Below are 19,054 nucleotides of genomic sequence, written 5' to 3'. Positions count from 1 at the left end.
CGGGCTCGCCTGATATGGCTGCACTCGACGATGCTGTCGTTGACCGCGGCCGGCACCGTGTCGTCGGTTCGTACAGGTCGATGCGGTCGAGGGCATCGGCGACGCCGCTGGGAGCAGCGATGATCCCGATCAGGAATCGGGTGTTGACGCGCAGTCTCACGTACGGCGAGCTTTCGCCGGGTCGGTGGGTGGCGCACACGAGACCCCGCAGTGCGGCTGCGCGGCGATCTTCTGTGGCAGCGGTGCCGGATTCGGCGGGGGCTGCCGAATCGCCCACTGTCGACAACTACCCCGCTACCGGGGCCTTCGAGCGCGAGGGCCTTCTCGTCTATCCCGAGCCACCAGCGCATCGCGCAGCTCGGTGTAGGGGTTGCGCGGCTCGGGCCCGACTCCGGCTTTGCGGTGTGCCGCGGTCGCGGAACAACAGCTGGAACACCCCGACCCCGGAGCCCGGTGCCGAGTCCCCGGTCAGGTCGCCAGACAGCTGGGACCGAGCAGCGCCTTCAGGTCACCCATCAGCGCGGACGAGGGTTCGACGCGCAGGCTGTCGTCGAGTCGGAGCACCGTGACCTTGCTCCCCGTGATCAGTCGCACGTTCACATCGGCCGTCCCCGGATGCCTCGTGAGCACATTCTTCAGCGCCCCGACCTTGTCGGGAGTGCACAGCCGTGTCGGCATCGACACCGACACCGGTTTCGCGACCCCGATCTGGGACAGGTCGGGTACGGCGAGGTCGTTGGCGATCAACGAGATGCGGTCGTCGCGGACGGAGACCCGCGCCTTGACGAGCACAACCGAGTCCTCGACGACGTCCATGCCGTAGACGGCGTAGGCCTGCGGGAAGAAGAGCACCTCGATGCCGCCGGTGAGGTCTTCGAGCTGAGCCGACGCCCACGCGAGACCGTTCTTGTTGATGCGCCGGTTCACCGACGCGAGGATGCCGCCGACGGTGACCTGCGTACCGTCCTTGAACCCGCCCTCGAGGATCGCCGGAATGTGCGTGTCGGATTGGGCGGCGAGTACGTGCTCGACACCGTTGAGGGGATGCCCCGAGACGTAGAGACCGAGCATCTCGCGTTCGAGCGCGAGACGATGCTTGCTGTCCCACTCCTCGTCGGGAATCTTCACGTTGAACACCGACGCGACCGACTCGTCGGCGTCGGCGCCGCCGAACAGGTCGAACTGGCCGATGGCCTCGGCCTTCTTGGTGCTCATCACCGCGTCGATCGCGTCGGCGTGCACGAGCATCAATCCCTTACGGGGATGCCCGAGCGAATCGAAACCGCCTGCCTTGATGAGAGATTCGGTGACCTTCTTCGAGCAGGCGACCGTGTCGATCTTGTCGAGGTAGTCGGAGAAGTCGGTGAACCTCCCCTTCTCCTCACGGGCCTTGATGATCGATGCCACGACGTTGGTGCCCACGTTGCGCACCGCGCCGAGCCCGAACCGGATGTCCTCACCCACCGACATGAAGTTGGTGTGCGACTCGTTGACGTCGGGGGGCAGCACGGTGATGCCCATCTTGCGGCAGTCGGACAGGTAGATCGCGGCCTTGTCCTTGTCGTCGCCGACCGAGGTGAGCAGACCCGCCATGTACTCGGCGGGGTAGTTCGCCTTCAGGTACGCCGTCCAGAAGGAGACGAGACCGTAGCCGGCTGCGTGCGACTTGTTGAACGCGTAACCCGCGAACGGGAGGATCGTGTCCCACAGGGCCTTGATCGCCGGCTCGGAGAAGCCGTTCTTCAGCATGCCTTCCCGGAAGCCCGCATACGCTTCCTCGAGCACCGAGAGCTTCTTCTTACCCATGGCGCGCCGGAGGATGTCGGCCTGCCCGAGCGAATAACCGGCCACCTTCTGAGCGATCTGCATGATCTGCTCCTGGTAGACGATCAGACCGTAGGTGTCGGAGAGGATCTCCTTGAGCGGTTCCTCGAGCTCGGGATGAATCGGGGTGACCTGCTGCCGGCCGTTCTTACGGTCGGCGTAGTCGTTGTGGGCGTTCATGCCCATCGGGCCGGGGCGATACAACGCCAGGACGGCGACGATGTCCTCGAAGCCGGTGGGCTGCATCCGGCGCAGCAGATCGCGCATGGCGCTGCCGTCGAGCTGGAACACGCCGAGGGTGTCGCCGCGCGCGAGGAGTTCGTAGGTCGCCGGGTCTTCGAGCGGAAGAGTGTCGAGATCGAGATCGATCCCGCGGTTGACCTTGATGTTCTCGATCGCGTCACCGATCACGGTGAGGTTGCGCAGCCCGAGGAAGTCCATCTTCAGCAGGCCGATGGCCTCGCACGACGGGTAGTCCCAGCCGGTGATGATCGCGCCGTCCTGCGCACGCTTCCACAGCGGGATCGCGTCCATCAGCGGCTCGGACGACATGATCACCGCGCAGGCGTGCACGCCCGCGTTACGGATCAGGCCTTCGAGACCTTTCGCGGTCTCGTAGATCTTCCGCACGTCGGGGTTCGAGTCGATCAGCGCGCGCACCTCGACGGCTTCCTTGTACCGCTCGTGGCTCGGATCGGTGATGCCGGACACCGAGATGTCCTTCGCCATGATCGGCGGCGGCAGCGCCTTGGTGATCTGGTCCGCGATGGCGAAACCGGGCTGCCCGAACTGCACTCGGGCGGAGTCCTTGATCGCAGCTTTGGTCTTGATGGTGCCGAACGTGATGACCTGCGCCACCTTGTCGGTGCCCCACTTCTCCGAGGCGTACCGCACCATCTCGCCGCGGCGGCGGTCGTCGAAGTCGATATCGATATCGGGCATCGACACGCGCTCGGGGTTGAGGAATCGCTCGAAGAGCAGTCCGTGCGGGATGGGATCGATGTTGGTGATGCCCATCGCGTAGGCGACGAGCGAACCCGCGGCCGAACCACGACCGGGTCCGACCCGGATACCGACCTCCCGAGCGTGATTGATCAGGTCGCCGACGACGAGGAAGTAGGCCGGGAAGCCCATCTCGTTGATGACGCCGATCTCGTAGTCGGCGCGTGCGAGGTACTCCTGCGGCGGGCCGGACGGGAACCTGCGGTCGAGTCCGCGCATCACCTCGTGGCGCAGGAAGCTCTCCTGGGTGTGGCCTTCGGGCACCGGGAAGATCGGCATGCGGTCGCGGTGGGTCCACACGTCGTCGTACGGCTGCACGCGTTCGCCGATCAGCACCGAGTTGTCGCACGCGCCGGGCACCTCGGCGTCCCAGATGGCGCGCATCTCGTCGGCGGACTTGAGGTAGTAGCCGTCACCGTCGAACTTGAACCGGGTGGGATCGGAGAGCGTCTTGCCGGTCTGGATGCACAGCAGCGCTTCGTGGTTCTCCGCGGCGTCCTTGGTCACGTAGTGGCAGTCGTTGGTGGCCAGCGGCGGGATACCGAGCTTGTTGCCGATCTCGAGCAGGCCCTCACGGACCCGGCGTTCGATGGACAGACCGTGATCCATCAGTTCGAGGAAGAAGTTGTCCTTGCCCCAGATCTCCTGCCACTTCGCTGCGGCCTCGAGGGCCTCGCGGTCGTGGCCGAGCCGCAGGCGGGTCTGGATCTCGCCCGACGGACAGCCGGTGGTGGCGATGATGCCCTCGGCGTGCGACGCGATGAGTTCTTCGTCCATGCGCGCCCACTTGCCCAACTGGCCCTCGATCGAAGCCAGGGAGGACAACTTGAACAGGTTCCGCAGGCCGGCGGCATTCTCCGCGACCATCGTCATGTGGGTATAGGCACCCGAGCCGGAGACGTCGTCGGACTTCTGGCTCGGGTCGCCCCACTTGACACGCTTGGTGTCGAAGCGGGAGCCGGGCGCGACGTATGCCTCGATACCGATGATGGGCTTGATGTCGTACTTCTTGGCGACGTTGTAGAACTCGCTGGCGCCGTACATGTTTCCGTGGTCGGTCATGCCGACGGCCGTCATCCCCAGCCGCTGCGCCTCGGCGAACAACGGGCCGACCTTGGCGGCGCCGTCGAGCATCGAGTACTCGGTGTGGTTGTGCAGATGAACGAACGAGTCAGCCACGCGTGCCTCTCCCGGGATGTCTGTGGGCACCGACGAGTCTAAGCCGAGCTACCGACAGCCTTGACCGCGGCGCGCCCACGACGCGACCGGATCAGCGCGTCGGTGCTGTACACCACAAGGGCCACCCAGATCAGGACGAAACCGATCCACCGCGACGCCGGCATGTCCTCGTGGAGCACGAGTACCCCCCACGCCATCTGCAGGCTGGGCGTCAGGTACTGCAACATCCCCAGCGTAGCCAGCGGAACGCGTTGGGCGGCAGCCCCGAACAACAGCAACGGCACGGCGGTGACCACCCCGGCGGACATCAGCAAAGCGGTGTGACCCGCGCCGAAACCGATGAAGGTGCCGGTCCCCGTCACAGCGAGAAAGATCACGTATCCCAGCGCGAACGGAGCCGCGACCACGCCCTCCCCCGCCAGCGATGTCCTCGGGTCGAGTGGCACGACCTTCTTGATCACTCCGTACAACGCGAACGACAGCGCCAGCGTCAGCGCCAGGACCGGGGGCCGCCCGTAGTCGACGGTGATGACCAGGACCGCACACACCGCGAGCACGAGCGCAGCGATCTGGGCCGGCCGCAGCCGCTCGCGGAAGAACAGCACGCCGAACAGCACGCTCACGAGCGGATTGATGAAGTACCCCAGTGCGGTTTCGACGACGCGCCCCGACGTGACCCCGTAGATGTAGGTGCCCCAGTTGACCGCGATCGCCGCCGAGGCCGCCGCGACGAGTGCCCAGGTGCGCAGGGACAGGCCGCGCAGCGAACCGAGCCTGCCCATCACGGCGAGCACGACGACCATGAGCACGAGCGTCCACAGCACCCGGTGCGCGAGGATCTCGATGGCACCGGCCGGCGCGAGAAGCCCGAAGAAGGCGGGAAAAAGCCCCCAGGACAGGTATGCGCCGAGGCCGCACAGCACGCCTGTGCGCAGAACGGGAGCGGTCGGGCGGTTCACGAGGACACCGTACGGCTGCGACGATCCCGGCTCACGCCGAGGGCGGACGATCTCAGGGTTCGGCGTCGTCCGGGCCGGGCACGACGGTCTCGGCATGCTCGGGCAGCAGCGGGATCAGGGAGAAACGTCCCGCGACGGCATCGGACGGGAGTACTTCCACCGCGCGTACTGCCGGGTCGTCGGCGGCGGCACGCAACTGTGCGGCGGTGCCCCGCACCGCGACGCCGACGACGCAGGCACAGCCCGCGGCCAGCCGGTCCGCCGACACCGCCGCGATCCGCGCGGCCCGGTCGGGACCGGACGACTGGAGACGCAACCGTCCCGCCGCCACGAGCGGAGCCTTGCGCAGCGCCTCCGGATGCGCCGACACGGCCACCGGGACGAGCGGCGTCTGCACTCGGTCGATCGGAACGCGAAACAACACCTGCGCGATCCGCAGTTGCCCGGGCAGAGCCGCGACGGCGGCCGTGTCGACCTCCCGCTCGAACGAGATCAGGCCCCAGTGCGGGGCGTCCGGTTCGCGTTCCGCGTCGGCAAGGCTCGCGTCGGCGCGTGCGAGATAGTCGGCGACGAGTTCACCGCTGTCCGGACCGAGGCCGTCGCTCCGTACCGAGGCGGGCCGCACGGGCGAGAGCCACCCTGCGACGAGCACGGCGAGAACGAGGACGGCGACAGCCGCCCACGGGAGCGCGCGCCTCATCGGTCAGGCGCTGCGGAGCACGTCGAGTGCGTGTTCCAGATCGGCCGGGTACTTGCTCTCGATCTCGATCCACTGCCCCTGGGTCGGGTGCGCGAACCCCAGCGACTTTGCGTGCAGCCACTGGCGCTCGAGACCGAGCCTGGCCGCGAGGCGCGGGTCGGCACCGTAGGTGAGGTCGCCGCAGCACGGGTGCCGCAACGCCGAGAAGTGCACCCGGATCTGGTGCGTGCGGCCGGTCTCGAGGTGGACGTCGAGCAGGCTCGCGGCCTGGAACGCTTCGATGGTGTCGTAGTGGGTGACGCTGGGCTTGCCGTCCGCGGCCACGGTGAATTTCCAGTCGCTGCTGCGGTGCCGGCCGATGGGTGCGTCGATGGTGCCGCTGCTCGGATCCGGGTGGCCCTGCACCAGCGCGTGGTACCGCTTGTCGATGGTGCGCTGCTTGAAGGCGCGTTTGAGCACGGTGTAGGCCCGCTCGGAGGTCGCCACGACCATCACCCCCGAAGTCCCGACGTCGAGACGGTGCACGATGCCCTGCCGTTCGTGCAGACCGGACGTGGAGATGCGGAACCCTGCGGCTGCGAGACCGCCGATGACGGTCGGCCCGGTCCACCCCACGCTCGCGTGCGCCGCCACCCCGACGGGCTTGTCGACCGCGACGATGTCGTCGTCGGCGTACAGGATTTCCATGCCCTCGACGGGCTGTGGCTCGATGGTCAGCGGACGCGGCGGCTCGGGGAGTTCGACCTCGAGCCACGACCCGGCCGAGAGACGATCGGACTTGCCGACGGGCGTCCCGTCCACGAGGACGGCGCCCTCCTCGGTGAGTGCGGCGACGGCGGTACGGGACAAACCGAGCAGGCGGGCGAGGCCGGCGTCGACACGCATCCCGTCGAGCCCGTCGGGTACAGGCATCGACCGGGTTTCCCTCACTGGCGGCTTTCCTTTCCGGTGGTGTCGGATTTCGTGGACCTGCTGCCGTTCGGCTCGATACCGAACACGGTCAGCGCGACGAGGAGGATCGCTCCGCACACGATCGCGGAGTCGGCGACGTTGAACACCGGCCACCATCCGACCGACACGAAGTCCACCACGTGACCCTGCAGCGGGCCGGGGGAACGGAAGAGGCGGTCGGTGAGGTTGCCCAGCGCCCCGCCGAGTACCAGGCCGAGGCCCAGCGCCCACCAGCGCGACTGCAGTGTCCTCCCGATCTTGATCACGCCGATGACCACGCCGATCGCGACGATGGTCAGCAGCCAGGTCATGCCCGTGGCCATGGAGAACGCGGCACCGGGATTACGGACGAGCGTGAGCGTCACCGTGTCGCCGACGATGGACACCGGATCGGCAGGATCGATGAAGCGGACGGCGAGCACCTTCGTCACGAGGTCCGCCACGTAGATCAGGAACGCGAGGACGAAGAGGGCGCGGGTCGCCCGACGACCGACCGGGGACTTCACCGCGCCGTGCAAGGGTTCCTCTGCCGCGTCGGGCAGGGGTGCCGCTACCGCCTCGGGCAGGGGGGCCGCTACCGCCTCGGGCAGGGGTGCCGCTACCGCGTCGGGCGTGGGCGTCTCCACCGCCCTCGGCACAGCGGGATCGCCCGCGGGATCGGGGCGGGAAGCTTCGTCAGTCACCTTTACATCATCCCCTACCCGCACGAGTGAGCGGTCACCCCTCCCGCCGTGGCTACCCTGGTGATGTGCCTGTGCTGTCCAGATTCCCTCACCCGAGGCCGTGTGCCCTCGCCGCCGTTCTCTCCCTCGCCGCGTTCGTCACCGGATGCGGCGATTCTTCGGAGGGGGCCCCTGCTACATCCGCGGCGACATCCTCCGAGGTGACGGTGCCCGTATCCGCGGTGACGACCACGGTGTTGGAGGCGGGCAGCGAGCCCCGCGCGGTGGTGCGGCTCGCACCTCCGGCCGACGTCGAGCAGAACGTCGTGCTGACCACCCGCTCGGAGGTGTTCCAGCAGATCGACAAAGAGCCACGTCAGGACTTCTCCACTCCCGAACTCAACCTTCCCCTCGCCGCGTCGGTGACGCAGGCGGTCTCCGACACCCAGCCGAGCACGCTCGTCGACATCGTTCTCGGCGAAGGGACGTCGCCCGATCCGATGCTCGCGTCGGCGCTCGCCGACGCTGCCGGCTCCCGGGCCGGGCTGACGGTCGCCCCGACCGGCGCGATCAGTGCACTCCGATTGGCGCCGACGGTGGAAACGGCGAACGTCGCCCGCTCCGCGATCGAGCAGGCGTTCTATCAGTCCGTGTACCGCATGGTCTCGTTCCCGGACGCCGAGATCGGCGTGGGCGCGGTGTGGCAGATCCGTCAGCAGGTGATGAGCGCCGGCGTCACGATCGACCAGGTGAGCACCGCCACGCTGGTCTCCGACGACGACGAGCGCGTCACCGTCGACGTCCGGGTCGAGCAGACACCGCAGGGCTCGGTGTGGATGCTGCCCAACGGACAGGGCCAACTCGACATCGAGCACTACACGATGGCCGGGGAAGGCAGCATGACATTCGATCCGATGCTTCCGTTGCCAGTCGAGGGGACACTCGTGCTGTCGGGCGACCAGGTCTACGTCGACCCCGACGCCACCACCCGGCTCGCGCAGTCGCAGGTCGACCGCGTGGAATGGCACTCCCCCGAGAACTGAGCGGGCCCGAACAGCGAAAAACGGTGCCCTACGCGGAAATCCGCGTAGGGCACCGTTCTGTGCCTAACCCTTGTATCAGGGTCGGGCAGGGATATCAGGGGCAGGCAGGGGTCTGCAGCTGCGCGGCCGCGACGATGCCGCAGGCGTTGTTCTTCGACAGCTTCCAGACACCGTCCTCCGCGACGAAATCGACGGTGCCGGTGGCGACCTGGTCGCCGAGCTGGGTTTCGATGCCGGCGGTGGCGGTGCCGTTCTCGTTGTCGTTGACGTCGATGATGGTGATCACCGCACCGGCCTGCTTCGCAGCGATGGCGACCTGGTCGATCAGGGTGGGATCGAGCTCGGCGCCCTGCACCAGGTCGGTCTTCTCCTCGGCGGGCACGGTCTCGTCGAACGCGCGGTCGAGCGAGGCCTGCAGTTCCTCCGGGGTCGGGACGGGCGGGTAGTCCGCAACGACCTCGGTCGTCGTGGTTGCCGTCGTGGTCTTCGCGGTGGTCTCGGTGCTACCTCCGTCATCCGAGCTGCAGGCGGACATCGTGAGGGCGGCGGCGAGCGCCACCGTGGCCACGGTGATCTTGCGAAGCTTCAACTTGTCGTCCTTCTCGTTTCTCGGTCGTGCACGAGTATTCGTGCCCGGTTCATCCGGTTGCGATCGTCCGCAACAGTACCCGGCGGTAGTAAGAACACCGTGAGGGTAGTGAGAACCCGTGTCAGTTCAAGCTCGCCAGCGGATCGGCCATCTCGAGACGCGAGTCGTCTTCAGGGAGTGTACGAGCAGGTCCCGGTCCCGTCGAGCGGGTCTCGAATCGCACGGTGACGACCCCGTGGCCCGCTCCCTGCACCCACCCGTGCCCGTATTCGGGATGGAACACATCCGTTCCCGGACGCCACCGGTCCGCGAGCACCGGCGCGATCGCCGGGAGATCCGCGTCGTCGGCGACGGTGTCCGGCGCATCGCCGTCCGACCGGTCCAGTTCCGGGAACAAGGTGTCCTGCACCGACGCCGACAATCCGGCGAAGCCGACCCCGACGAGGCGGATCGGGCCGATGTCGAGCGGGTCGAGGGAGAGCCGTTGCGCGGCCGCGGTGAGCACCTGCAGGTCTTCGGTGGCGTACGGCAGCGTCGAGGACCGGGTCAGCACCGACATGTCGGATTTCCGCAGCTTGAGCACCACCGTGCGCGCGGCACGACCGTCTTTGCACAGCCGGGTGTGCGCCGCGAGCGCACTCGCCGAGATGGCGCGTCGCAGGTCCGGGAGCGCGACGATGTCGGTGGCGTAGGTGGTTTCGGCGCTGATCTGTTTGGCTTCGGCCCGCTCCGCGACGGGCCGGTCGTCGTGCCCGTTGGCGAGCCGGTGCAGCCCCGGGCCCACGGTGGGCCCGAGGATGGACGCGGCTTCCGCGACCGGCATCGATGCGAGATCGCCGATGGTGTCGATTCCGAGCTTGCGCAGCCGCTCTTCCGAGACCGGTCCGATACCCCACAGCTTGCGGACCGGAAGACCGTGCAGCAGCGCCAATTCCTCGTCGGGCGGAACGACGAGAAGTCCGTCGGGCTTCGCGAGACCCGACCCGATCTTGGCGATCTGCTTTCCCGAACCCGCCCCGATGGAGGCAACCAGTCCGGTGCGCTCGAGCACGTGTGCGCGCAGTTCCGTGCAGAACCGCTCGACCTCGGCGGCGGACGCTCCCGCGAGCCCGGTCGGTTCGGCGAACGCTTCGTCGAGGGACAGGGTCTCGAGCACCGGCACGTGGGCACGCAAGGTCTCGAACACGACCGAACTCAGGTGGTGGTAGACCACCCCCCGCGGTGGCAGCACCACTGCCGACGCTCCGATGAGCCGGCGTGCGCGGCTCATCGGCATGGCGGAGCCTGCGCCGTACACACGAGCCTCGTAACTCGCGCCCGCGACGACCCCGCGCGCACCGAGCCCACCGACGAGCACCGGCCGACCCCGAAGGGTCGGCCGGGTCAGTTGCTCGGCGGACGCGAAGAACGCGTCGAGGTCCAGGTGCAGAACCCAGCGCCGACTCACGGAGGCGGGCACGTCTCCAGGTTAGAGCCCCACACCGACGCGCTCACGCCTGCCCGCCCGCGCCTTCACGCCTTGGTGATGGACGCGCGGACTCCTTCACCCAGCTCGATCGCGTCCGGTCCGGTGGGGCCGAGGTCGAACGTCGTCGCGAGGACTTCACCGGCGATCAGATCACGGTGCCGGGCCGCCCACTCGGCGCGGTCTGCGGGAACCTCGAACTGCACCGAGATCCGGTCGGACACATCCAGACCCAGGTTGCGGCGCGCGTCCTGCAGCTCCCGGATGCGGTCCTTGGCCCAGCCCTCCGCCTCGAGTTCCTCGGACACGGCCGTGTCGAGGACGACGAGCCCGTTGCCGTCGGGCAGTGCGGCGGTGGATTCCGGTTCCGCCGCGACGAGCCTGCTCGTGTACTCCTCCGGCAGCAACTCGATGCCAGCTGCGGTGACGACGCCGTCCTCGGACTCGGTCCAGTCCCCTGCCTTGACTGCCTTGATGACCTTCTGGACGTCCTTACCGAGGCGCGGTCCGGCGACCCGTGCGTTCACCGCGATCTCGAAGCGGCCGTGCGCTTCCACGTCGTCGGTGGTCACGACCTTCTTGACGTTGACCTCGTCCTTGATCAGGTCGACGAACGGTTCGAGGTGCGCCGAGCCCGGGGTCGCGACCGTGACGAGCGGCAACGGCAGCCGCACGCGGAGATGCTGTGCCTTGCGCAGCGACAGCACCGTCGAGCAGACACCGCGGACCTCGTCCATCGCGGTGACGAGCGCGGGATCGGCGGGCAGTTCCTCCGCGGTGGGCCAGTCGGCGAGATGCACCGAGCGCTCGCCGGTCAGCCCACGCCAGATCACTTCGGTGGCCAGCGGCAGGAGCGGCGCCGCGAGCCGCGTCACGACTTCGAGGACCGTGTGCAGGGTGTCGATCGCGTCGCGGTCCTCGTCCCAGAACCGCGAGCGGGACCGTCGCACGTACCAGTTGGTCAGTGCGTCACAGAATGTGCGCAACTCGTCGCAGGCACCGGCGATGTCCACGGCCTCGAGCGCGTCGGTGATGACGTCGCGGGTCTCGGCCAGCTTGGCCAGGATGTACCGGTCGAGGACGTTCGACGAGTCGGTGCGCCACGTTCCGGGGGTCGACGCGTACAGCTGCAGGAAGCTCCATGCGTTCCACAGCGGCAGCAGCGCCTGTCGCACGCCCTCGCGGATGCCCTGCTCGGTGACGACCAGGTTGCCGCCGCGCAGGATGGGCGACGACATGAGGAACCACCGCATGGCGTCGGAGCCGTCGCGGGAGAACACCTCGTTGACGTCGGGGTAGTTGCCCTTCGACTTGCTCATCTTGAGGCCGTCCTCGCCGAGGACGATGCCATGGGCAGCAACGGTTTTGAACGCCGGACGGTCGAACAGCGCGGTCGCGAGGACGTGCAGCGTGTAGAACCAGCCGCGCGTCTGCCCGTTGTACTCGACGATGAAATCGCCGGGGAAGTGCGAGTCGAACCAGTCGGTGTTCTCGAACGGGTAGTGCACCTGCGCGAACGGCATCGAGCCCGATTCGAACCAGCAGTCGAGCACCTCGGGAACCCGGCGCATCGTCGACGCCCCGGTGGGATCGTCGGGATTGGGCCGGGTGAGCAGGTCGATCATGGGCCGGTGCAGATCGTCGGGCCGCACGCCGAAGTCACGCTCGAGTTCGTCGAGCGAGCCGTAGACGTCCACTCGGGGATACTCCGGGTTGTCCGACACCCAGACCGGGATCGGGCTGCCCCAGTAGCGGTTCCGGCTGATGTTCCAGTCGCGTGCACCCTCGAGCCACTTACCGAACTGTCCGTCGCGGATGTGTTCGGGCACCCAGGTGATCTGCTTGTTCAGCTCGACCATGCGGTCGCGGAACTCGGTGACCGCGACGAACCACGACGGCACCGCCATGTAGATCAGTGGCTGGCCCGAACGCCAGGAATGCGGGTACGAGTGCTCGATCGTCTCGTGGCGCAAGAGTTTTCCGGCGGCCTTGAGGTCCTTGATGATGACCGGGTTGGCGTCGAAGACCTGGAGGCCCTCGTACGGCGGCACCATCGAGGTGAACTTGCCACCCGGGTCGAGCGGCTGCACCAGTTCGATGCCGTTGCGCTGGCAGTACTCCATGTCCTCTTCACCGAAAGCCGGTGCGAGGTGGACGATTCCGGTACCGGAGTCGGTGGTGACGTAGTCGGCGGCGATCACCTGGTGCGCGTTGTCCCGGCCGACGAAGAAATCGAACGGCGGCTCGTACGCGAGACCGACCAGATCCGCTCCGGTGTACTCGGCGAGCACCTCCGGCTCGTCTCCGAGCTCGCGGCTGTAATGGCCGAGCCGGTCCTTCGCGAGCAGATAGGTCTTGGCCTCGTCACCGCTGCCCGCCCGCACCGCGACATAGGTGATGTCGGGGTGTACCGCGATCGCGAGGTTGGACGGCAGCGTCCACGGCGTCGTGGTCCAGATCAGCGCGTTCGCCCCGTCGAGCTCGCTGCCCGGTGCCCGCAGCACCATGTCCACGGTGACGGCCGGGTCCTGACGCATCTTGTACGCGTCGTCGAGACGGGTCTCCTGGTTGGACAAGGGAGTCTGCTCGTACCAGCTGTAGGGCAGCACGCGGAAACCCTGGTAGATCAGGCCCTTGTCGTACAACGACTTGAACGCCCACATGACCGACTCCATGAAGTCCAGGTCCAGCGTCTTGTAGTCGTTGTCGAAGTCGACCCACCGGGCCTGCCGGGTGACATAGTCGCGCCACTCGCCCGTGTACCGCAGCACCGACTGCTTGCAGTACTCGTTGAACTCCGCCAGACCCATCGTGTCGATCTGCGACTTGTCGGTGATGCCGAGTTGCTTCTCCGCCTCGAGCTCGGCGGGAAGTCCGTGGCAGTCCCACCCGAATCGGCGATCGACCCTCTTGCCGCGCATGGTCTGGAACCGCGGCACGAGGTCCTTGACGTACCCGGTGAGGAGATGGCCGTAGTGCGGCAGACCGTTCGCGAACGGCGGGCCGTCGTAGAACACGTAGTCCTCGGCGCCGGCGCGGTGCTCGAGCGACGCCCGGAACGTGTCGTCCTTCGCCCAGTGTGCGAGGACCCGTTCCTCGAGGTCGGGAAAGTCGACGCCGGAATCGCGCGGGAGCCCGTAGTCCACTCGGGGATACCCGCTGCCTTCCGCCGGCGTCGCCGTGGGTTCCGGGGTGCGATCCGATGCAGCGTGATTGTCGGTCACAGCGTTGATACCTCCGTGCCTGTGTCTTCCGGCACGGGGACGATCACCGTGCCCTTCGCACGGTCACCGCGGTACCACCCCGCTTGCTCGCTCCTGCGGAACGAGCCACTCGTTCTTCGGGCTGTGACGGGCCCACCCGTTCGGTTCTACTGAGCGGTGCCCACACGAGCGGTGCATCGCTGTTCTTCCGAAGGCTCCCCGGTGATGGCCGGATCGACGCCGCCCCGCTGGGCGGGGGTACTGCTCATCTTCGACGATTGTGCGCTTCCCATTGTAGGGAGCGATCACTCGTCCGAGGAACCCTGGTCTTCCGGGGCCTTCTTCGGCGTGCGAGACGACGAGCGGCCCGTTCGGGCGGCGCGATCGCCTGCCGACGCGTTACGCGCGCCGAGTGCGCTGACCAGCAGGAGCACCGCCCCCACCACGCACACCGCGATGCAACCCCACGCCCACACCACCGAACCGGTCATCAGCGCAATGACGAGAAGACCGAATCCGATTGCTGCGAGCACCAGCGTCACGACCAGCACGACGCTCCTCCTCAACCGCGGGGCAACAGCGACCGTAGAGCTCGGTCAGTTGGTGCCCTTCGCGAAGGACGTGGAACCGAAGGACGAGGAATTGGACTGATTGAACGCATCCTGGCCGCCGTCGACGGGCACCGCGGAGCCACGCTGCTCGAGTTCCTCGAGCTGCGATTCGAGGTACGACTTCAGGCGGACGCGGTACTCGCGCTCGAACGTCTTGAGCTGCTCGATTCGTCCTTCCAGCACCGAACGCTGCTGGTTGATCGTCGCCATGATCTCGGTGTGCTTCTTCTCCGCGTCGGCCTGGAGGGCATCGGCCTTCTCCTTGGCCTGACGCAGTTGCGTCTCGGACCGGGTACGCGCATCCGACAGCATCGCGTCGGACTTCTGGCGTGCGTCGGCAATCATCGCTTCGCTGCGCGTCCGCGCGTCGGAGACGAGCTGCTCCGAGTTCGTCCGCGCGTTGCGTACGAGCTCTTCGGCCTCGGTCTTGGCGTCGCCGGTGAGCCGGTCGGCCATCTCCTGGGCAAGTCCGAGCACCTTGGCGGCCTGCATGCTGGCGTCACCGCTCGTCGGCGCGGCAGCCGCCACGGGCGCCGGCGTCGGTGCGGGTTCCGGCTTCGCAGTCTCGACCACCCGTGCCGGCTCGGGCTTGGCCTGGGCTGCCGGAGCGGAGGAGGCCGAGCGCGGGGCCTTCTTGGCCTCGGCCAGTTCCTGGTCGAGTTCGGCCACGCGCTGACGGAGGTCGGCGTTCTCCTCGATCAGGGAGGTCAATTCCTGCTCGACGAGATCGAGGAATGCGTCGACCTCGTCCTCGTTGTATCCGCGCTTCCCGATAGGGGGCTTGCTGAACGCGACATTGTGCACATCAGCTGGTGTCAGCGGCATGGAAGGGTCCCTTCACGCGTCAAATAAGCGGTCAAGCAGGCGTTCGGTGTTATCGACAGTGCGTCACGCGTATCAAAACTCACTGTATCCGGCTTCCCATTCTGGCACATCGCGGTCGTCACGAGCCTCGTGGCCGCGCCGGGACGGCGCGTCATACAACCCCGCCACGCGGCAGGAACGCCATGAGGAAGTACACGATGAACAGCAGGACCATGATCGAAAGGTCGAGCCGGACACCGCCGAGATTGAGCGGCGGAATCAACCGCCGCAACAACTTCACCGGCGGATCGGTGACGGTGAAGATTGCCTCGAGCACCACCACGACGAAACCCGAGGGCTTCCAGTCCCGAGCGAAAGTCCTGATGAACTCGACGATGATCCGCCCGATCAGCAGAAGCCAGAAGATGAAGAGCAGGAACCAGAGCACCTCGAATACGGCCACGTTTCCACAATGCCCGACGAACACAAGCTAGCCAAACCGAAACGCCCGGCCTGCAGTGATCTGCATCATGGCCGGGCGTGTTCGCGAGCCGTGAGGGTGACGGCGCGCGTCGGTTACTGCTGGTTGTAGAAGCCGGTCTCCGCGATGCGCTTGCGTTCTTCGGCGGAGACGTCGATATCTGCGGGCGAGAGAAGGAACACTTTCGTCGCGACCTTGTCGAAAGAACCCCGCAAGGCGAAGGCGAGGCCGGCCGCGAAGTCGACGAGTCGCTTGGCGTCGGCGTTGCTCATCTCCACCAGATCCATGATCACCGGCGTGCCATCGCGGAACCGCTCGCCGATGGTGCGTGCCTCCCCGTAATCCCGGGGTCGCAGGGTGGTGATCTTCGACAACGGTCCACCTTCGTCGAACAGAGCGCCGCGGCGGGGTTCCACGCGGTCGAGTCGAGCTTCGGCGCCGAGCGCCGAACGGGCCGGCACACGTGCCGGCGCTACGGATCGGGGTGCCCGCGCCGTGATCGGCTCGACCCGGGGAGCCCGGGCCGGCGGCTCGTAGCGATCGAAGTCGTCGTCCGCGAATTCACGGACGCTGTCGTCACGCCGGACGGGCGGGTACTCGTCGCGGTGCGACGGGGCGTACGAGGAGTACGGCGGTTCGCCGTAGTCGCGATCCCGCTCACGGCGCGCACTCGACGGATCATCGAGGTAATCGTCCTCGTAATCCTCGAGCGGCACCATTCCGAAGTAGGCCTTGAACTTGTGGAGCGTGCTCATCGATCGCCCTTCCCTCACGTGGCGGTTCCCATCAGGCTAACGGCCGTATACCCAGCACAGCCGTTCCGACACGCACACAAGTGGATCCCCATCGCACCGCGTGTTCAAGATCACCCGACATGCCCGCCGACAACTCCGTTGCGCCGGGATATCGCTGGAGCAACCGCGCGTGCAGTTCCGCCAGGCGTTCGAAGGCCGCGTCCGGTTCCCACCCGAGTGGCGGGACACCCATCACTCCCCCGAGTTCGAGCTCACCGGAATCGGCGACGGCGTCGGCAAGGGAGTCCAGTTCGTCGGCGACCACACCACCGCGCTCGCGGTCGCCGTCGAGGCTGATCTGGAGAAGCACCCGCACCGGCGTGGAGCGTTCTCCTGAATCTTGCGCGGCGGCAGCACCTTTGGCGAGAGCGCCGGCGAGCCGAAGACTGTCGACCGAATGGACCGTGTGCGCCCAGCGTGCGACGGCACGCGCCTTGTTCCGTTGGAGTCGGCCGATCATGTGCCACTCGACCTCGTCCGGCACCCTCTCGCGGAACTGCGCGATCTTCGCCGCCGCCTCCTGCTCCCGGGACTCCCCGAAAGCGCGGCAACCCAGTTCGTGGAGCAGCACCGCATCGGTGACGGGAAAATATTTGGTCACCACCAACAGCGAGACCTCCGACGGATCGCGTCCTGCCGCGCGGGCTGCGGCAGCGAGACGCTCTCGCACCGCCTGCAATCGGGCGGAAAGTTCCGCGCGGCGATCCTGCGGGGATTGTTCGGCCGAGTTCACGCCGGGTCCTCCTTCGCACCGCCCGCGGTGGTGTCCTCGAGCCAGATCACCGAGGCGAACCGGCCGGTGGGCGCACTGCGCCGGTGGCTGAACAACATCGGATCCTCGATCGTGCACCGCGGGTCCTCGGCGACCGAGGTGACACCGTGGTCGAGGAGTTGCCTCCTCAGTCCCGCGCGGAGGTCGAGACCGGGTGTGCCACGGGCTGTTCGGGTGGCGCTGCCGGGGAGATGCGCCTCCACGTCGTCACGCATCGCGGCCGGAACCTCGTAGTTGGCCCCACTGGCGGCCGGACCGAGCAGCGCGGCAATGCGTTCCGGTCGTGCGCCGAGATCGCGCATCACGTCGAGTACGCGCGGGAGGATCCCGATCCGGGCACCGACACGCCCCGCGTGCACCGCCGCGATGACGCCCGCCTCGTCGTCCGACAGCAGAATCGACACACAGTCGGCGCTGAGGGCAACGAGGGCAAGATCCGTCGCCCGTGTCACGAGGGCGTCGGTTGCTGGAACCTCCCCCTGCACCGGGCCGTCCACCACCGTCACGTTCCGGCTGTGGATCTGCTCCATCCAGACGAAGCGTTCTTCGGGCAAGCCGATCACCGATGCCAGCCGGCGACGATTGGCGGCCACAGCCGCGGGATCGTCGCCGACATGGCCGGCGAGGTTGAAACTGTCGTAGGGCGGGGCCGAGATCCCGCCGGCTCGTGTGGTCACGACCCGGCGAGAACGCAACCCGGTGTGCGAATCGGTCAACGGCGCATGAAGATCGGCACGTCCACGTCGTCGCCGTCGTCCTCGTCGTCGACGGGACGCGGCTGAGCGCCACCGGTCGTCGGCGGAAGACCGCCGCCCACCGGCGTGGAAGCGGGTTCCCGGGACGAGACCGCGTCCGCGTTCTCACGCTCGGAACGGCCGAGTTCACCGGCCCGACCGGCCCCGATGCCCGCGGAGCGGGTGGTGGTCTGTGCCGGCTGAGCGGATTCCACCGGTCGGCGGGCGGGAGTGCCGGCATCGAAGCCGGCGGCGATCACGGTGACCCGCACCTCGTCTCCGAGCGAGTCGTCGATGACCGTGCCGAAGATGATGTTGGCGTCGATGTGCGCGGCTTCCTGCACGAGCGATGCCGCTTCGTTGATCTCGAACAGGCCGAGATCCGAACCGCCGGCGATGGAGAGCAGCACGCCCCGTGCGCCTTCCATCGACGCTTCGAGCAGCGGCGAATTGATCGCGGCCTCGGCGGCCTTGATCGCGCGACCCTCACCCCGCGACGAGCCGATACCCATGAGTGCGGATCCCGCGCCGGACATCACGCCCTTCACGTCCGCGAAGTCGACGTTGATCAGACCCGGGGTGGTGATGAGGTCGGTGATGCCCTGAACGCCGTTGAGGAGCACCTCGTCGGCGGAACGGAAGGCGTCCATGAGGCTCACCGCGGCGTCCCCGAGCTGGAGCAGCCGGTCGTTGGGGATCACGATGAGCGTGTCGCAGGATTCGCGCAGCGACTGGATGCCGTTGTCTGCCTGGCTCCCGCGCCGCTTGCCTTCGAACGAGAACGGACGCGTGACGACGCCGACGGTGAGGGCGCCGAGTTTGCGGGCGATGCTCGCGACGACGGGTGCGCCACCGGTGCCGGTTCCGCCGCCCTCGCCGGCAGTCACGAAGACCATGTCGGCGCCCTTGAGCACCTCTTCGATCTCGTCCTTGTGGTCCTCGGCGGCCTTGCGGCCCACCTCGGGGTCGGCGCCGGCGCCGAGTCCGCGGGTCAGTTCACGGCCGACGTCGAGTTTGACGTCGGCGTCGGACATCAGCAGAGCCTGCGCGTCGGTGTTGACGGCAATGAACTCGACTCCTTTGAGTCCCTGCTCGATCATGCGGTTGACCGCGTTCACGCCGCCACCGCCGATACCGACGACCTTGATTACGGCGAGGTAGTTGTGCGGGGGCGTCATGGGCTCTCGCCTTCCTGGGTTTTCGGGTCACGCTTCGATCAATCGATGTCGCCGCCACCGTGAAAACCCTCAACCATAGCTTGAAGGTGATGTCAAGTGCGCG

General features: G+C 67.4%; 16 protein-coding genes. 1 reads left to right on the top strand and 15 read right to left on the bottom strand.

The genetic code is table 11. The annotated features are described in order from the left end of the window. Positions 1–468: 468 nt before the first annotated feature. From dnaE to lspA, 5 genes are read right to left on the bottom strand one after another with little or no spacing between them, the layout of a single operon-like run. Positions 469–4,005, bottom strand: a complete 3,537-nt coding sequence (gene dnaE, locus HF886_RS18160; RefSeq protein ID WP_169620147.1) for a DNA polymerase III subunit alpha — start codon at positions 4,003–4,005, stop codon at positions 469–471. Between the two features lie 38 nt (positions 4,006–4,043). Then, a complete protein-coding gene (gene rarD / locus HF886_RS18155; RefSeq protein ID WP_296549082.1) occupies positions 4,044–4,964 on the bottom strand; it encodes an EamA family transporter RarD in 921 nt (306 codons plus the stop codon). A gap of 52 nt (positions 4,965–5,016) precedes the next feature. Continuing rightward, entirely contained in the window at positions 5,017–5,664 is a 648-nt protein-coding gene (locus tag HF886_RS18150; protein ID WP_169620149.1) for a hypothetical protein, read from the bottom strand. A 3-nt stretch (positions 5,665–5,667) separates the two neighbouring features. After that, positions 5,668–6,576: an RluA family pseudouridine synthase gene (locus tag HF886_RS18145; protein WP_206036640.1), complete on the bottom strand. Its 909-nt coding sequence runs from the start codon at positions 6,574–6,576 to the stop codon at positions 5,668–5,670. Between the two features lie 14 nt (positions 6,577–6,590). Next, entirely contained in the window at positions 6,591–7,133 is a 543-nt protein-coding gene (lspA, locus tag HF886_RS18140; protein WP_240955216.1) for a signal peptidase II, read from the bottom strand. A gap of 230 nt (positions 7,134–7,363) precedes the next feature. On the opposite strand from lspA, the gene HF886_RS18135 reads away from it, so the two are divergent. Continuing rightward, on the top strand, positions 7,364–8,320 hold the full coding sequence (locus tag HF886_RS18135; RefSeq protein ID WP_169620151.1) for a hypothetical protein: 957 nt from the start codon (positions 7,364–7,366) through the stop codon (positions 8,318–8,320). Between the two features lie 94 nt (positions 8,321–8,414). Here the strand turns inward: HF886_RS18135 and HF886_RS18130 are convergent, their stop codons facing one another. The 10 genes from HF886_RS18130 to ftsZ form a co-directional block, all read right to left on the bottom strand. Then, positions 8,415–8,909 carry a hypothetical protein gene (locus HF886_RS18130; RefSeq protein WP_169620152.1) on the bottom strand — a complete coding sequence of 165 codons (495 nt, stop codon included), beginning with the start codon at positions 8,907–8,909 and terminating at the stop codon, positions 8,415–8,417. A gap of 121 nt (positions 8,910–9,030) precedes the next feature. After that, a complete protein-coding gene (locus HF886_RS18125; protein WP_296549080.1) occupies positions 9,031–10,368 on the bottom strand; it encodes a DNA polymerase IV in 1,338 nt (445 codons plus the stop codon). 53 nt (positions 10,369–10,421) lie between these two features. Beyond that, on the bottom strand, positions 10,422–13,520 hold the full coding sequence (ileS, locus tag HF886_RS18120; protein ID WP_346765079.1) for an isoleucine--tRNA ligase: 3,099 nt from the start codon (positions 13,518–13,520) through the stop codon (positions 10,422–10,424). Between the two features lie 362 nt (positions 13,521–13,882). Then, positions 13,883–14,128, bottom strand: coding sequence for a hypothetical protein (locus tag HF886_RS18115; protein ID WP_169620154.1), 246 nt, complete (start codon positions 14,126–14,128; stop codon positions 13,883–13,885). Between the two features lie 45 nt (positions 14,129–14,173). Then, a complete protein-coding gene (locus HF886_RS18110; protein WP_169620155.1) occupies positions 14,174–15,013 on the bottom strand; it encodes a DivIVA domain-containing protein in 840 nt (279 codons plus the stop codon). A 151-nt stretch (positions 15,014–15,164) separates the two neighbouring features. Beyond that, a complete protein-coding gene (locus tag HF886_RS18105) occupies positions 15,165–15,455 on the bottom strand; it encodes a YggT family protein (protein ID WP_169620156.1) in 291 nt (96 codons plus the stop codon). A 113-nt stretch (positions 15,456–15,568) separates the two neighbouring features. Then, positions 15,569–16,228, bottom strand: coding sequence for a cell division protein SepF (locus tag HF886_RS18100; RefSeq protein ID WP_169620157.1), 660 nt, complete (start codon positions 16,226–16,228; stop codon positions 15,569–15,571). Between the two features lie 31 nt (positions 16,229–16,259). Then, positions 16,260–17,000, bottom strand: a complete 741-nt coding sequence (locus tag HF886_RS18095) for a YggS family pyridoxal phosphate-dependent enzyme (protein WP_169653072.1) — start codon at positions 16,998–17,000, stop codon at positions 16,260–16,262. After that, positions 16,997–17,755, bottom strand: coding sequence for a peptidoglycan editing factor PgeF (gene pgeF / locus HF886_RS18090; protein WP_169653071.1), 759 nt, complete (start codon positions 17,753–17,755; stop codon positions 16,997–16,999). The genes HF886_RS18095 and pgeF overlap by 4 nt, the downstream gene beginning before the upstream one ends. Next, the gene (ftsZ, locus tag HF886_RS18085; protein WP_169620160.1) at positions 17,752–18,951 is read right to left on the bottom strand and encodes a cell division protein FtsZ; all 1,200 of its coding nucleotides are present in this window, start codon (positions 18,949–18,951) and stop codon (positions 17,752–17,754) included. Before ftsZ ends, pgeF begins: the two co-directional genes overlap by 4 nt. Positions 18,952–19,054 lie beyond the last annotated feature (103 nt).

Origin of the sequence: Rhodococcus sp. 105337, assembly GCF_012844225.1 — a bacterium.
Lineage (GTDB): Bacteria > Actinomycetota > Actinomycetes > Mycobacteriales > Mycobacteriaceae > Rhodococcus.
Note: the sequence above shows the minus strand (reverse complement) of the source record. Positions and strands in the feature narration are given on the sequence as shown.

Excerpts from the sequence above, each read along its gene's own strand:
- HF886_RS18150 (WP_169620149.1), bottom strand. The coding sequence starts at position 5,664 with ATGAGGCGCGCGCTCCCGTGGGCGGCTGTCGCCGTCCTCGTTCTCGCC.
- HF886_RS18145 (WP_206036640.1), bottom strand. The coding sequence starts at position 6,576 with ATGCCTGTACCCGACGGGCTCGACGGGATGCGTGTCGACGCCGGCCTC.
- HF886_RS18110 (WP_169620155.1), bottom strand. The coding sequence starts at position 15,013 with ATGCCGCTGACACCAGCTGATGTGCACAATGTCGCGTTCAGCAAGCCC.
- HF886_RS18100 (WP_169620157.1), bottom strand. The coding sequence starts at position 16,228 with ATGAGCACGCTCCACAAGTTCAAGGCCTACTTCGGAATGGTGCCGCTC.
- ftsZ (WP_169620160.1), bottom strand. The coding sequence starts at position 18,951 with ATGACGCCCCCGCACAACTACCTCGCCGTAATCAAGGTCGTCGGTATC.